Consider the following 13,741-nt stretch of genomic DNA (forward strand, 5'->3'; position numbering starts at 1 on the left):
TGCTCGTGATCGTGGTCGTGCTCAGCCCTCGGGGTCGCTGACCCCGACGCGGGCCGGGCGCAGGACCTTCTCCCCCACCCGGTACCCGGGCTGCATCACCTGGGTCACGGTGGTGACCGTGACGTCCGCCGAGTGCTGGTGCATCAGCGCCTCGTGGACGGCGGGGTCGAACTCCTCGCCCACCTCCCCGTACCGCTCGACGCCGTAGCGCGCCAGGACGCCCTCGAGCTTCTCCGCGATGGCGGCGAACGGCCCGTCGGTCAGGTCGCCGTGCACGCGGGCGAAGTAGACGTCGTCCAGGACCGGGAGCAGCGACTCGACGACCCCGGCGACGGCGCTGTCGCGCGCCACGTCGCGGTCGCGCTCGACCCGCCGCCGGTAGTTGACGTACTCGGCCTGCAGCCGCTGGAGGTCCGCGAGCCGCTCGGCGGCCAGCGTGGCCGCCTCACCGCCCAGCGCCTCGGCGTCGGCCGCGGTGGTGGGCGCCGCCTCCTCCTCGGGGGCCTCGTGCCGCCCGTGGTGCGTGGAGGTGTCGCGGACGGCGCCGGTGTCGGGGTCGATCCGCCGCCGGTCGCGGACGACGGGCTCCTGGTGGGGGGCCTCGTCGTCCGCGCCGGGGTGCGGACCCGACCCGTGGGTCGGCTCGTGCGCTTCGGTCACTTCTTCTCGTCCTCGTCGACGATCTCGGCGTCCACGACGTCGTCGTCGGCGCCGGCGGAGGCGCCGTCGGAACCGGTCGAGCCGGCGTCCGCACCGGTGCCGGCGCCCGCGGCGCCCTCACCCTCGGCCGCCTGCGCGGCCGCGTACATCGCGGTGCCCATCTTCTGGCTGACCTCGGCGACCTTCGCCTGGGACGTCCTGATGGCCTCGACGTCGTCGCCGTCCAGCGCCTTCTTCAGCTCGTCGACCGCGTCCTTGACCTCGGTCTTGTTCTCCTCCGGGAGCTTGTCCTCGTTGTCGGTGAGGAACTTCTCGGTGGAGTAGACGAGCTGCTCGGCGCCGTTGCGGACCTCGGCCTCCTCGCGGCGCTTCTTGTCCTCCTCGGCGTGGGCCTCGGCGTCGCGGACCATGCGGTCGATCTCCTCCTTCGGCAGCGCGCTGCCACCGGAGATCGTCATGGACTGCTCCTTGCCGGTGCCGCGGTCCTTGGCGGACACGTGCACGATGCCGTTGGCGTCGATGTCGAAGGTGACCTCGATCTGCGGGACGCCGCGGGGCGCCGGCGCGATGCCGGTCAGCTCGAAGTTGCCGAGCGGCTTGTTGTGCTGTGCCAGCTCGCGCTCGCCCTGGAACACCTGGATCTGCACGCTCGGCTGGTTGTCGTCGGCCGTGGTGAAGACCTCGGAGCGCTTGGTCGGGATGGCCGTGTTGCGCTCGATGAGCTTGGTCATGATCCCGCCCTTGGTCTCGATGCCCAGGGACAGCGGGGTGACGTCGATGAGCAGGACGTCCTTGCGCTCGCCCTTGAGGACACCGGCCTGCAGCGCGGCGCCGACGGCGACGACCTCGTCGGGGTTGACGCCCTTGTTGGGCTCCTTGCCGCCGGTGAGCTCGCGGACCACCTCGGCGACTGCGGGCATCCGGGTGGAGCCGCCGACCAGCACGATGTGGTCGATGTCGCCGATGGAGACGTCGGCGTCCTTGATGACGTTGCGGAACGGCTGCTTGGTGCGCTCCAGCAGGTCCTTGGTCATCTGCTCGAACTGCGCCCGGGTCAGCTTCTCGTCCAGGTGGACCGGGCCGTTGTCGGTCATCGACAGGTACTGCAGCGAGATCGTCGTGCTGGTCGCCGAGGACAGCTCCTTCTTGGCCTGCTCGGCGGCCTCGCGCAGGCGCTGCATGGCGATCTTGTCCTTGGACAGGTCCACGCCGCTGCTGTTCTTCACCGTGGTGACCAGGTGGTCGACGACGCGCTGGTCCCAGTCGTCGCCGCCGAGGTGGTTGTCGCCGCTGGTGGCGCGCACCTGGATGGTGGAGAAGCCGTCCTCGGCGTCCTTGCCGACCTCGAGCAGCGACACGTCGTACGTGCCGCCGCCGAGGTCGAAGACGAGGATGAGCTCGTCCTCCTTGCCCTTGTCCAGGCCGTACGCGAGGGCCGCCGCGGTGGGCTCGTTGATGATGCGGAGCACGTTCATGCCGGCGATCTCGCCGGCCTCCTTCGTGCTCTGGCGCTGGTGGTCGTCGAAGTACGCCGGGACGGTGATGACGGCGTCGGTGACCGGCTCGCCCAGGTACTCCTCGGCGTCCCGCTTGAGCTTCTGCAGCACGCGCGCGGAGATCTCCTGCGGCGTGTACTTCTTGTCGTCGATCTCGACGGTCCAGTCGGTGCCCATGTGGCGCTTGACGGACCGGATGGTGCGGTCGACGTTGGTGACGGCCTGCCGCTTGGCGATCTCGCCGACGAGCGGCTCGCCGGACTTGGCGAAGGCGACGACGGACGGCGTGGTGCGCCCGCCCTCGGCGTTCGCGATGACGGTGGGCTCGCCACCCTCCAGGACGGACACCACGGAGTTGGTGGTGCCCAGGTCGATACCGACCGCTCGTGCCATGTCTGCATTCCTCCGCTGGTGCTCGGTTCGGGGACGCCGACCTCGACGGCCTTGCGTCTGCTGGGCTCAACTGTTCGTCCTCGCGCCCGCTCTGTCAAACCGAGGCTGAGGAGAACTGAGTCCACCTGACTCAACCCTGCGGAGGTGATGCCTGTTCCCACGGACGACGGCGCGGTCGGGTGACGCCTGCGCGTCACCCGACCTGGCGCTCGCGCCTCAGCAGACGACCCCGACACACTGGGGGGTCCGGCCGTTGCCCCAGGCCCGGTTCCCACCCAGGTCCACCGCGCCGGGCGCGTACAGGCCCCAGCCGCTGTTGCGGACCGCGGTGTTGCCGCCGAGCTCCGCACCCGGGTCCTCGACCAGGACGCCGTCCCCGTTGTCGTGGAAGCGGCTGTCGCGCACCGTGTCGGTCGCCGGGTCGGACGCCGGGTCGGACGCGGTCGCGAGCCCGCCCGCCGGTCGCGGCGCCGATGACCCCACCGCCGCGGCGGAAGGGACGTGGAAGCCGGTTCCGTTGCCCACGAGGACCCCGCGGTCGAGCGTCACCCCCTGGCCGAGTCCGCTGCGCACCCCCGTCCCGTTGCCGCGGAACGTGGCGTCGGTGACCCGGGCCGTCCCGAAGCTGCCGGAGAAGCCCGTGCCGTTGTCCGCCAGCAGGGTCCGGTCCAGGGTGACGTGGCCCTCGTACTGGAACACGCCCTCCTCCGCGCTCGACCGGACGGAGCCGCCGCGGACCTCGCAGGTCATCTCGCTGCACAGCAGGCCGGTCGAGCCGCCCTCGATCAGGCTGTCCTCCAGCAGCGCCCCACCCGAACCGCGCTCGACGTCCACGCCCCAGTGGTTGTCCACGAAGGCGGAGTCACGGACCTCGACCCGTCCGAAGTCGCCGCCGCGGATCCCCGTCGTGTTGGACTCGAACCGGGAGCCGTGCACGCGCACGACCCCGTCCCACGGCTCGACGACCCACCCGGCGCTCAGCAGGCCCGTCGAGGTGCTGGTGACGGTGACCCGCTCGACCGTGGCGGTCCCCACCGCCCCTGCGCTGATGCCGGTGTGGAAGCCGGTGACCACCCCCCGGCGGACGGTGGAGCCGGCACCGAGGACGACGCCGAGCGAGGAGCTCGCGGGCCCTGCCCCGCTCAGGGTGCGGCCGCGCAGGTCGAGGGTGACGCCGTCGCCGACGCGGATGGCGACGCCGTCGCCGCACGCCAGGTCCGCCACGAGGTAGGCGTCGGCGGTGAGGACGGCACCGCAGCCGGGGACCGGGACGGCGTCCCCGGCGCCCGCCGCCGCGGTGGACGGCGGCGCCAGGCCGACGGCGGTGACCAGGGCCGAGGTCAGGACGGTGCAGGCGGTGGTGGCGAGACGCAGGCGCACGGTGGTTCCCCCCGATGTGGACGACCCGCCCCGGCGGCGGGTGACGGCCCATGCTGGCGAGCCGCGGGCCCGCGGAACCGGTGGTCGCGGGCGGCCTGCACCTTCGGGCAGACCTGCGGACCCCGTGCCTCGCCTCGGCACGCGCCCCCACGACGACTGCGCGGACGTCTACCCACTCCTATAGCAGTTGTGCTACATATTGACCTCGACCTACGACGGAGGTGGGCGGTGGACGTCCTCGACCAGGCAGGCGACCCGGTCGTCCGGGTCCGCGACCTGCGGATGCGCTACGGCGACGTGGACGTGCTCCACGGCGTCTCCTTCGAGGTCCACCGCGGGGAGGTCGTGGCGCTCCTCGGGCCCAACGGCGCGGGCAAGACCACGACCATCGAGATCCTCGAGGGCTTCCGCGCACGCTCCGCCGGCGACGTCACGGTGCTGGGGTCCGACCCCGTCCACGGCGACGAGACCTGGCGCGCCGGCGTGGGCGTCGTCCTGCAGTCGTGGCGCGACCACGGCCGCTGGCGGGTCGGCGAGCTGCTCGGCCACCTCGGCTCCTACTACCGGCCGTTCAGCCGGCCGGAGCGCCCACGCCCCTACCCCACCGACGAGCTGCTCGACCGCGTCGGGCTCGCAGCGCAGGCCGGCACCCCGGTCAAGAAGCTCTCCGGCGGCCAGCGACGGCGGCTCGACGTCGCCGTGGGCATCGTGGGCCGGCCGGAGCTGCTCTTCCTCGACGAGCCCACCGCCGGGTTCGACCCCGTCGCCCGCCGCGACTTCCACGACCTCGTGCACCGGCTGTCCGACCTCGAGGACACCACCGTGCTCCTGACCACGCACGACCTGTCCGAGGCGGAGCGGCTCGCCGACCGCATCCTCATCCTCGACCGCGGCCGGATCGTCGCGAACGGCAGCGCCGACGAGCTCGCCCGGCAGGTGGCAGGCGCCACCGAGGTCCGCTGGCTCGAGGACGGCCACCGCCACGTGCACGCCACGGACGACGGCACGGCGTTCGTGCGCGACCTGCTCGCCCACCACGACGACGTCAGCGAGCTGGAGGTGCGCCGCACCACCCTGGAGGACACCTACCTGGCGATGGTCGTCCGCAGCGAACCCGGTGGGTCGGCGGCCCCGGGGACCGCCGACGGCGTGCCCCCCGTGGCTGCCGCGGCCCCCCAGGGCCCCGGGGAGCAGCCCGCCCAGCAACCGTCCCCGCGGGCGACGGGGGTCCGGTCGTGAGCCCCCTGCGGAACGCCGTCCTGTCCGGCTCGCGGCGGGGCCGCCTGGAGTTCGGCAAGAGCCTGCGCGCCCCCGAGGACATCGGCTACTACGTGATCGGCAACGCCGTCTACGCCACGGTGCTGTGGGCCAACCGGGACAACGAGATCGCCGGCACCGGGATGCCGCTGGCGCTGTTCATGGTCCCCGGTGTGCTGGCGTTCATCATCCTCTTCACCGCCGCGTACGGGCTGGCGACCGCCGTGACCACGGAGCGCGAGGACGGCACGCTGCTGCGGATGAAGTCCGTCCCGCACGGCATGACCGGGTACGTCGCGGGCCAGGTCACCCGCACGGCCGTCGAGGCCCTCTTCGGCGTCGTCCTCACGCTCGTCATCGCCACCGTGGTCGTGCCCGGCCTGTGGGGCGGCGGTGGCGCCCAGGTGGCCGGCACCGTCCTGGCCGTGACGGGGCTCGTCCTGCTGGCGCTGCTGGCCTGCATCCCGCTGGGCCTGGCGATCGGCTCCGTCTTCACCAACCCGCGCAGCGTCGGCGGGTGGGGCTTCCTGGTCATGGGCGGGCTGGTCGCGGTCAGCGGGCTCTTCATCCCGTTCGACGCGCTGCCGGGCTGGGCCCAGGCCGTCGGGCGGGTCACGCCGCTGTACTGGCTCGGGGTCGGCATGCGGGAGGCGGTCCTGCCGGCCGAGGCGCTCACCGCGATCGGGGAAGGCGACCGGACGCCGCTGGCGGTCGCCGTGCTCGTCGTGTGGGCCGTCGTCGGCCTCGCCCTGGCCCCGACGCTGCTGCGCCGCATGGCCCGCCGGGAGTCCGGTGCGACCGTGGCCGCGCGCCAGCAGAAGGTCCTGCAGCGTGTCTGAGCGCACCGGCCAGCGGTCCGCGCCGCGGGACGCGCCGCCGTCCGACGAGCCCGCCGACGGTCGGACGGGCACCGGCCCGCAGGCCACACCGGACGCCGTGCACAACCGGATCGCGATGCTGAGGGTGGAGCGCGGGGTCACCCGTCGCCAGCTCGCCGAGGCGCTCGGGGTGCACTACCAGACGGTCGGCTACCTCGAGCGGGGCGAGTACGCGCCGAGCCTGCACCTAGCGCTTCGCATCGCCCGGTACTTCGAGGTACCGGTCGAGTTCGTCTTCGCGCTGGACCCCTTCCCGCTGATCGGCCCCGGGCCCCGCTGACCCGCGCCTCGTGGCCCGGTCGGAGGGCATCCCGGAGCGGGTGGCGGCCAGCCCGACCAGCACCAGGGCAGCCACCGCGAGCACGACGTCCCCCACCAGGTCGACTCTCGGGTCCACCGGCACGGCCGAGGGCTGGACGAAGGAGTGCCAGACGTAGGTGAGCACCCCGGCGGCGGCGAGCGCGAGCACGTGCCGGTCACCCCACCCCGGTCGGCGGGACCAACGGACCACGGCGACGGCGGCGGTCGACGGGAGCAGCACGTAGAGCGCCACGGTGCCCCACTCGCCGACGAGTCGCACGACGTCGTCGAGCGCAGCCGCCGACGCCCAGAAGACCGACCCCGCCGTCAGCGCCAGGAGCCCGACCAGCACCGGCGCCGGCGCGCGGCCACCACCCCGCGCGAGCGGACGGGTCGGCGTGGCGCGGCGCCGCAGCCCGACCACCGCGAGGCCACCGGCGACCGCGAGCACCGCCGCCGACTGCGGCCCGCTGGGTGCGCGTCCCGCCTCGGCGAACGCGCTCGCCCCCACGCCGCCGAGCAGCGTGACCACCGCGCAGGAGACCACGCCCGACCGGCCCAGCCACGCCGCGTCCCGCGGCGGGCTGCTGAGCGACTCGACCAGCGCGACAGGCAGGGCGACGCTCCACACCGCGTGCACCACCAGGACGAACACCGTCCACCACGCGCCCACGCCAAGGGCCGGCACGTGCGCGATCTCCAGGAGGCCCAACCCGGCGTAGTCCCGGTCGGTCAGGGTGCGGGTGACGAACGCCTCCTGGACGAGGCCGAAGGCCACGCCGAGCAGCAGGATCCCCGGCCAGCCGGAGTCCCGGCGCCGCGACAGCTCGCGGACGAGCAGGGCGCCGCCCCCGTAGAGCGGGGCGAGGGTCACCAGGGCGGGCAGCATGGTCAGCGGCAGGTTCCCGAGGAGGAACTCGGCGACGAGCGGTGCGAGGACGAACAGGCCGGCTGCGGGGGTGAGGTGTCTGGACACGGTCCCAGCGTCGGTCGACGCCCGATCCGTCCGGTAGTGCGAAACCTCCTGCAGCCGGCCGTCTCACAGCCAGCCGTTGTCGGCGGCGACGCGCACGGCCTCGGCGCGGGTGGCCGCACCCGTCTTGGCCATCGCCCCGGACAGGTAGTTGCGCACGGTGCCCTCGGCGAGGAAGAGACGGCGCGCGACCACAGCGACGGGCGCGCCGCTCGCCGCGACCCTCAGCACGTCGACCTCCCGAGGTGTCAGGGGGCTGGCCCCGACACCGCGCGCCGCCTCGGCGAGCGCGGGGTCGAGGACGACCTCCCCGCCGTCGACCCGTCGGATCGCCTCCGCCAGCTCGCCTCCCCGCGCGTCCTTGCCGAGGAAGCCCGCGGCTCCGGCGCCGAGGGCGCGGTGCAGGTACCCCGGCCGCGCGAAGGTCGTCAGCACCACGACGCGCGGCCCGTGCGGGACGGCGCGCAGGTCCTCCGCCACCCGCAGACCGTCCCTGCCCGGCATCTCGATGTCGAGGAGGACGACGTCGGGACGGTGGCGGTGGACGGCGGGGACGACGTCGTCCCCGCGGGCCACCTGGGCCACCACCTCGAGGTCCGGTTCGAGACCCAGGAGGGCGGCCAGCGCCTCGCGGACCAGGTGCTGGTCGTCGGCGAGCAGGAGCGTGATCACGTCAGCGGCAGCGTCGCCCGGAGCCGGAAGCCCCCACCACCGGCCCCGCCGCTGGTCAGCCGGCCGCCGGCGGCCTCCACGCGCTCGGCCAGCCCCAGCAGCCCCGTCCCCGGCCGCGCGCGGGGGTCCGGTCGCCCGTCGTCCCGCACCTCGGCGTACGCGTGGTCGCGACCGGTCCCGCACGCCAGCCTGCAGCGCGTCGCGCCGCTGTGCCGGACCACGTTGGTCACCCCCTCCCTGACCACCCAGGCCAGGACCTCCCCCGCCCGGGCCGGGACGTCGTGCACCTCGACCTCGGCGACGACCCCGGCCGCACCGAGGGCCTCGCGCGCCTGGTCGACGGCGTCCTCGAGGCTGAGCCGTCGGTAGCCGGTGACGGCCTGGCGCATCTGGACGAGCGCGGACCGCGACAGCTCCTCCACCTCCTGCATCTGCGTCGCCGCGCGGCCCGGCGACGTGGGGACCAGGCGCCGGGCCAGCTCGCTCTTGATCGCCATCACGGACAGGCTGTGCCCCAGCACGTCGTGCAGGTCGCGCGAGAAACGCAGCCGCTCGTTCTCCACCGCCAGGCGCTCGCCCAGGGCGCGGGAGCGCAGCAGGTTCTCCTGCGCCCGCTGCGAGCGCAGGTAGCCCGAGACGGCCCCGGCGAAGAGCACGGTCTGCAGCGGCAGCCACCAGAGCTCGCTCGCCGGCGCCCGTGAGAGGAGCGCGTGCACGACCTGGAGGACGACCACGACCCCGACGCCGGCCACGGCCGCACGCGAGGCGAGGCTGGTGACCAGTGCGGTGACGACGAAGAACATGCTCACCAGCAGCCACGGCTCACGCAGGGGCACGGCCAGGGCCGCCCCCAGGACCATCAGCAGGGCGAGCTCCCCGCGGCGCCGGCCGGCACGAGGGCTGTCCAGCGCCGTCCACACGACCCGCAGGTACAGGCCGGCGAACGCCAGGGCCCCCGCGAGCACGACGGCGGCCTCGGGACCGCCGGGCCGGGTCTCGAGGTGGACCAGCACCGGCCAGGCGAGGAAGACGAGGTACACGCCGCTCCAGAACCGGGCACCCATAGCCGGATTGTGCTCCCGCCGGAGCGCTCGCGGACCCGACGGGAACGGTCTCCTGACAGATGTCACGCGCCACGGCTCGGCACGGGCGTCCCGGCCGCGACGGTGACCGCGTCCTGACGGTGACCGCGTCCTGACGGCATCCGGACCGGCGAGGGGCAGCGACGTGGGCGTTCACCCACCGACAGGGGCACAACCTGGGCAAAGCGGGACGTTTCATTGCCTCCGGCCGCGCCGGGGGAGTCTCATCCGTGGGGTCGCCAACCCCTCACCTGGAGGTCCCCGTGCACCGCAGCAGACTCACCAGCAGGGCCCAGCTCGTCGCGGTCACCACCACGGCGGCCATGGCCGTCGTCGGTGCCCTCGCGGTCGGCAGCACCGCGGGCGCCGCGCCGCCGGCGGACGCCGACGTGGCGTTCCCGCAAGCCGTCGAGCCCGCTCCGGAGGAGATCCCTGAGCAGGGGGTCGGCGCACCGGACAAGACCGCGCTCGACGCTCCCGTCAAGGCCGACGGGCCCGCCGCGCAGGCCCCCGCCCAGGCCGTGGACGACGGCCCGCTCACCGGCTTCGAGCAGCGGGGCGGCGCCGACTGGACCACCCTCGAGGAGGAACGCCAGTTCCTGCGCCAGGTGGACCAGGGCAGCGACCGCATGAGCCTCGGTCGGATCGGGACGACGCTGCAGGGTCGCCCCATCTGGATGGCGCAGCTCGGTGCCGAGCCGCGGACGCCCGAGCAGGTGGCTGCGGGCAGCACGATCCTGTTCGCGTGCTCCCAGCACGGCAACGAGCCGGCGGGTCGCGAGTCGTGCCTGCAGCTGATCCGCGACCTGGCGTACGACGACACCCCCGCGACCGGCCGGCTGCTGCAGCGCACCACCGTCCTGGTCGTCCCGACCGCCAACCCCGACGGCCGGGCCGCCGACACCCGCGGCAACAGCCAGGGCATCGACGTCAACCGCGACCACCTCGTGCTGGAGACCAACGAGGGACAGGCGCTCGCCAGGGTCCTGCGTGACTACCGGCCCCAGGTCGTCCTCGACGCCCACGAGTACGGCGGCCGCCCCGACGTCTACGACCGCGACCTCATCAGGCTGTGGCCGCGCAACCTCAACGTGGACGAGGACGTGCGCGCCGTCGCCCAGTCGCTGGCCAGGGACTACATCGACCCCACCGTCCAGTACGAGGGGTACACGACCGGCGACTACGGCATCTGGTACGGCCCCGACGGCCGCCCGATCGCCCAGGTCGCGGGCAACGAGGACGAGCGCATCATGCGCAACATGATGGGCCTCAAGCACAAGGTGGGGCAGCTCACCGAGAGCCGGGTCAACGACTTCGACGACGACGAGACCGAGACCGAGAACAAGATCCGGCGTGTGCGCACGCACGTCCTCGCCAACCAGGCGACGCTGGACCTCATGCTCGAGCAGGGGGCGCAGATCCTCGCGACCACCCGCGAGGCGGCACAGCAGGCGGTCGAGGAGGGCGCCAGCGGCGAGCTGCCGTTCTTCTTCGCCGGAGCCGACAACATGCTGCCGTCGCCGAGCGCCGTCGACCTCGACCCGCCGTGCGCGTACGAGCTCACCGTCGAGCAGCTGCGCGAGGTGCGGCGCACGATGAACCTGCACGGCATCGAGTTCACCCGCGAGGGTCGCACGGTCACCGTGTCGATGGCCCAGGAGCGCCAGCCGATCATCCCGCTGCTGCTCGACGAGCGGGCCAACTTCAACCTGGTGGACGCCGTGCCGGTCGAGTGCGGCTGACCAGCGTCGGGCCGGCTGCCACCGCCGGCTGACGTGCACGTGGCCGCGGCGGGACCCACCCGCCGCGGCCACGGCGCCGTGCGGGCCGCCTCACCCGACGGTGGCCTCGGCCTCCTGGCCGGCGAGCAGCAGCCGGGCGACGTCCCGCAGCGACAGCACCCCGACCACCTCGTCCCCCTCCACCACGGGCAGGTGCCGCACACCCGCGTCCAGCATCGCGTGCGCGGCGTCCGAGAGCGTGTCGGTGGCCGCGACCGTCACCGGTGCGTACGTGACCATCTCGTCGGCCCGGACGAGGTCCGGGTCGGTGCAGACGCTGACCTGGGTGGTGACGTCCCGCTCGGTGACGACCCCGACGAAGCGGCCACCGGCCAGCACGGCCACGGCGCTGATCTCGTTGGACGTCAGGAGGTCCGCGATCTCACGCATGCTGGCGGTGACGTCGACCCCGGCGACGGGACGGCTCATCACCTGACGGACCTGGCTCTGCAGAGCTGCTGCGGTGACCACGGCCGGCTCCTCTCACTGGTGCTGGTGAGGCCACTGTCCCCCCGCGGCACCCGGCCGGTGAGGGTCCAAGGTCCCCACCGCCCGGTCGGCAGGCTCACCCTGCGGGAGCGAGCGCCCCCGGCCCCTGGAGCTGGATCCGCGTGGTCAGCACGGTGCAGCGGTGCTCGTCCAGCCCCGACCGCGTCTCACCCACCTGCTCCATCACGCGGAGCAGCGGGACGGACGCCGACGCCGAGCGCGTCGTCAGCTGCACGGCACCCCGGGCGCGCAGCCAGACCGCGAGGTGGCGGGCCAGCGCCGTGCCGACACCGCGACCCTGCCAGGCGTCCTCGACGAGCAGACCGACCTCCGACACCCAGCCGTCGTCCGAGCCGACGTCGGCGGTGGCCAGGGCGACCGCGTGCCCGGGCGCGGCGAACGCCGCGAGGACGAGCGGTTCGCGGAGCGTCGCCGCGAGCGTCAGCAGGCTCGGTGCGCGGCCGCCGGTGCGGTAGCGCTGCAGCAGCGTCTGCCGGCTGCACCGCGCGTGCAGGGTGGCCAGCGCCGCCAGGTCCGCGGGCTCCACGCCGCGCACCGACAGCGGCGCGCCGGTGCGCGGCCCGAGCGCCCAGGGCCGCCTCGCCAGCCGGACGGCGGGGTCGGTGGCACCGGGGCGGTGGCCGTGCGCTGGCACGACGGGCGGGGTGGCGGCCCGCTGCCGCGGGACGGGCCGGTGGGGTGCGGGGGCGGTGGTGGGTGCCATCGGGACCTCCCTGCGACGGGGCGGCGCGGTCGGCGCCACCGGACGAGGTGGCCACCGTCCCCCGGTCCCGTTCCGGGGAGGTCACGGCGTGTTTCCGGCGCGTGACGCGGACGTCCGGCCCCCTCCCCGCCGGTCCCGCGCCGTCCCGTCCGGCCCCCGGTCGCACCGGGACGGGCAGACGCGCCGTCCGCCGGACGGGATCGACGGCGCGTCCGTCCGACTCGCGGGTCGGCACGAGCGGCGAGCGGTCGTAGGCTCGGCGGATGGCGCGACGTCACCAGCAGCAGGAGCCGGAACCGGGGCACCGCGCGCCGAAGCGGCTGCGGCGCAAGGTCTACGAGCAGGAGCTCTACCGGCTGCAGGCCGAGCTGGTGACCATGCAGGAGTGGGTGCGGACCTCCGGTGCGCGCCTCGTCGTGGTCTTCGAGGGACGGGACGCCGCCGGCAAGGGCAGCACCATCAAGCGCGTCACCCAGTACCTCAACCCCCGCGTCGCGCGGATCGTCGCCCTCCCCGCCCCGACCGAGCGCGAGCGCAGCCAGTGGTACTTCCAGCGGTACGTCGAGCAGCTGCCCGCCGCCGGCGAGATCGTGCTGTTCGACCGGTCCTGGTACAACCGCGCCGGCGTCGAGCGGGTGATGGGGTTCTGCACCGACGACGAGTACCGGCGCTTCCTGCACCAGTGCCCGATCGTCGAGCGGCTGCTCGTCGAGGACGGCGTCCTGCTGCGCAAGTACTGGTTCTCCGTCAGCGACGCCGAGCAGGAGGCACGGTTCCGGTCCCGGCTCGAGGACCCGATGCGGCAGTGGAAGCTGTCGCCGATGGACCTGGAGTCGATCGCCCGCTGGGAGGACTACTCCCGGGCCAAGGACCAGATGCTCGTCCACACCGACGTCCCGGAGGCGCCCTGGTACGTCGTGGAGAGCGACGACAAGCGGCGCGCGCGGATCAACATGATCGCCCACCTGCTGTCCACCGTCCCCTACGAGCAGGTGCCGCCGCCGTCCCTGACGCTGCCGGACCGGCCGGCGCCCACCGGGTACGTGCGCCCGCCCCGGGACACCCAGCGCTACGTGCCGGACCACGCCGCCACCCTGGGGACCTGAGCCGGCGCCGGGGCGGCTGGTCGCCACGGGACGCAGCGGGGAGACTGTGCGCGTGACCGCGCCCGCTGACGCCGACCGCGCTGACGCCGCCCGTGCAGACGCCACGGCCCGCGCCGTCCTCGACCGGCTGCGCTCCCGGGGCCACCGGGTCACGCGGGCCCGGCAGGTCGTCGTCGAGGCGCTCGCCGCGCAGACCGGCCACCCGTCGGTGGACGAGCTGTGCGCAGCCGTCGAGCAGCGTGACCCGTCGGTGCACCGGGCCACCGTCTACCGGACCCTGGAGCGGCTCACCGACCTCGGCGCGGCCACGCACGTGCACCTGGGGACGGCGGGGACGGTCTACCACCTCGTCGTCCCGGGGGGCGTCGGGCAGCACCTGCACGCCCGGTGCCGGCTGTGCGGTCGCGTCGTCGACCTGCCGGGCGACCTGCTCGACCCGGTCCGGACCCGGCTGGCCGAGCAGGGCGAGTTCGTCCTGGACCCGCAGCACGTCGCCCTGTCGGGGACGTGCCGTGACTGCGCCGGCGCCTGAGCGGCCGGACGAGGCGCG

14 protein-coding genes are annotated in these 13,741 nt (G+C 74.2%); 6 read left to right on the forward strand and 8 right to left on the reverse strand.

Annotation, left to right across the window (positions count from 1 at the left end; translation table 11 throughout):
* Positions 1–21: 21 nt before the first annotated feature.
* From grpE to ACYVQV_RS11770, 3 genes are all read right to left on the reverse strand, one after another.
* Complete coding sequence (grpE, locus tag ACYVQV_RS11760; protein WP_461023481.1) at positions 22–660, reverse strand: nucleotide exchange factor GrpE; 639 nt, start codon at positions 658–660, stop codon at positions 22–24.
* Positions 657–2,549, reverse strand: a complete 1,893-nt coding sequence (gene dnaK, locus ACYVQV_RS11765) for a molecular chaperone DnaK (RefSeq protein ID WP_461023482.1) — start codon at positions 2,547–2,549, stop codon at positions 657–659. The genes grpE and dnaK overlap by 4 nt, the downstream gene beginning before the upstream one ends.
* Before the next feature lie 216 nt (positions 2,550–2,765).
* The gene (locus tag ACYVQV_RS11770; RefSeq protein ID WP_461023483.1) at positions 2,766–3,929 is read right to left on the reverse strand and encodes a right-handed parallel beta-helix repeat-containing protein; all 1,164 of its coding nucleotides are present in this window, start codon (positions 3,927–3,929) and stop codon (positions 2,766–2,768) included.
* Positions 3,930–4,211: 282 nt separating this feature from the next.
* Here ACYVQV_RS11770 and ACYVQV_RS11775 point away from each other — a divergent pair, with 282 nt between their 5' ends.
* From ACYVQV_RS11775 to ACYVQV_RS11785, 3 genes are all read left to right on the forward strand, one after another.
* Positions 4,212–5,168, forward strand: a complete 957-nt coding sequence (locus ACYVQV_RS11775) for an ABC transporter ATP-binding protein (RefSeq protein WP_461023543.1) — start codon at positions 4,212–4,214, stop codon at positions 5,166–5,168.
* Positions 5,165–6,025: an ABC transporter permease gene (locus tag ACYVQV_RS11780; protein WP_461023484.1), complete on the forward strand. Its 861-nt coding sequence runs from the start codon at positions 5,165–5,167 to the stop codon at positions 6,023–6,025. The genes ACYVQV_RS11775 and ACYVQV_RS11780 overlap by 4 nt, the downstream gene beginning before the upstream one ends.
* A 97-nt stretch (positions 6,026–6,122) precedes the next feature.
* Positions 6,123–6,344 carry a helix-turn-helix transcriptional regulator gene (locus ACYVQV_RS11785; protein WP_461023544.1) on the forward strand — a complete coding sequence of 74 codons (222 nt, stop codon included), beginning with the start codon at positions 6,123–6,125 and terminating at the stop codon, positions 6,342–6,344.
* Here the strand turns inward: ACYVQV_RS11785 and ACYVQV_RS11790 are convergent.
* From ACYVQV_RS11790 to ACYVQV_RS11800, 3 genes are all read right to left on the reverse strand, one after another.
* Positions 6,252–7,340 (reverse strand): hypothetical protein, encoded by a 1,089-nt coding sequence (locus ACYVQV_RS11790; protein ID WP_461023485.1) that lies wholly within the window; start codon positions 7,338–7,340, stop codon positions 6,252–6,254. The two genes, ACYVQV_RS11785 and ACYVQV_RS11790, sit on opposite strands and share 93 nt — an antisense overlap.
* A 63-nt stretch (positions 7,341–7,403) precedes the next feature.
* The gene (locus tag ACYVQV_RS11795) at positions 7,404–8,009 is read right to left on the reverse strand and encodes a response regulator transcription factor (protein ID WP_461023486.1); all 606 of its coding nucleotides are present in this window, start codon (positions 8,007–8,009) and stop codon (positions 7,404–7,406) included.
* A complete protein-coding gene (locus ACYVQV_RS11800; RefSeq protein WP_461023487.1) occupies positions 8,006–9,073 on the reverse strand; it encodes a sensor histidine kinase in 1,068 nt (355 codons plus the stop codon). Before ACYVQV_RS11800 ends, ACYVQV_RS11795 begins: the two co-directional genes overlap by 4 nt.
* 281 nt (positions 9,074–9,354) lie before the next feature.
* Between ACYVQV_RS11800 and ACYVQV_RS11805 the strand changes: the two genes are divergently transcribed.
* Positions 9,355–10,833, forward strand: coding sequence for a M14 family metallopeptidase (locus ACYVQV_RS11805; protein WP_461023488.1), 1,479 nt, complete (start codon positions 9,355–9,357; stop codon positions 10,831–10,833).
* 90 nt (positions 10,834–10,923) lie between these two features.
* Here the strand turns inward: ACYVQV_RS11805 and ACYVQV_RS11810 are convergent, their stop codons facing one another.
* On the reverse strand, positions 10,924–11,343 hold the full coding sequence (locus ACYVQV_RS11810) for a CBS domain-containing protein (protein ID WP_461023489.1): 420 nt from the start codon (positions 11,341–11,343) through the stop codon (positions 10,924–10,926).
* Positions 11,344–11,437: 94 nt separating this feature from the next.
* A complete protein-coding gene (locus ACYVQV_RS11815) occupies positions 11,438–12,085 on the reverse strand; it encodes a GNAT family N-acetyltransferase (RefSeq protein ID WP_461023490.1) in 648 nt (215 codons plus the stop codon).
* 263 nt (positions 12,086–12,348) lie between these two features.
* Between ACYVQV_RS11815 and ppk2 the strand changes: the two genes are divergently transcribed.
* Positions 12,349–13,191, forward strand: coding sequence for a polyphosphate kinase 2 (gene ppk2 / locus ACYVQV_RS11820; protein WP_461023491.1), 843 nt, complete (start codon positions 12,349–12,351; stop codon positions 13,189–13,191).
* A 52-nt stretch (positions 13,192–13,243) separates the two neighbouring features.
* Positions 13,244–13,723 (forward strand): Fur family transcriptional regulator, encoded by a 480-nt coding sequence (locus tag ACYVQV_RS11825; RefSeq protein ID WP_461023492.1) that lies wholly within the window; start codon positions 13,244–13,246, stop codon positions 13,721–13,723.
* Positions 13,724–13,741 lie beyond the last annotated feature (18 nt).

The organism is Thalassiella azotivora (assembly GCF_054781695.1).

Coding starts and splice junctions, on each gene's coding strand:
- dnaK (WP_461023482.1), bottom strand. CDS start 2,549: ATGGCACGAGCGGTCGGTATCGACCTGGGCACCACCAACTCCGTGGTG.
- ACYVQV_RS11775 (WP_461023543.1), top strand. CDS start 4,212: ATGCGCTACGGCGACGTGGACGTGCTCCACGGCGTCTCCTTCGAGGTC.
- ACYVQV_RS11800 (WP_461023487.1), bottom strand. CDS start 9,073: ATGGGTGCCCGGTTCTGGAGCGGCGTGTACCTCGTCTTCCTCGCCTGG.
- ACYVQV_RS11815 (WP_461023490.1), bottom strand. CDS start 12,085: ATGGCACCCACCACCGCCCCCGCACCCCACCGGCCCGTCCCGCGGCAG.
- ppk2 (WP_461023491.1), top strand. CDS start 12,349: ATGGCGCGACGTCACCAGCAGCAGGAGCCGGAACCGGGGCACCGCGCG.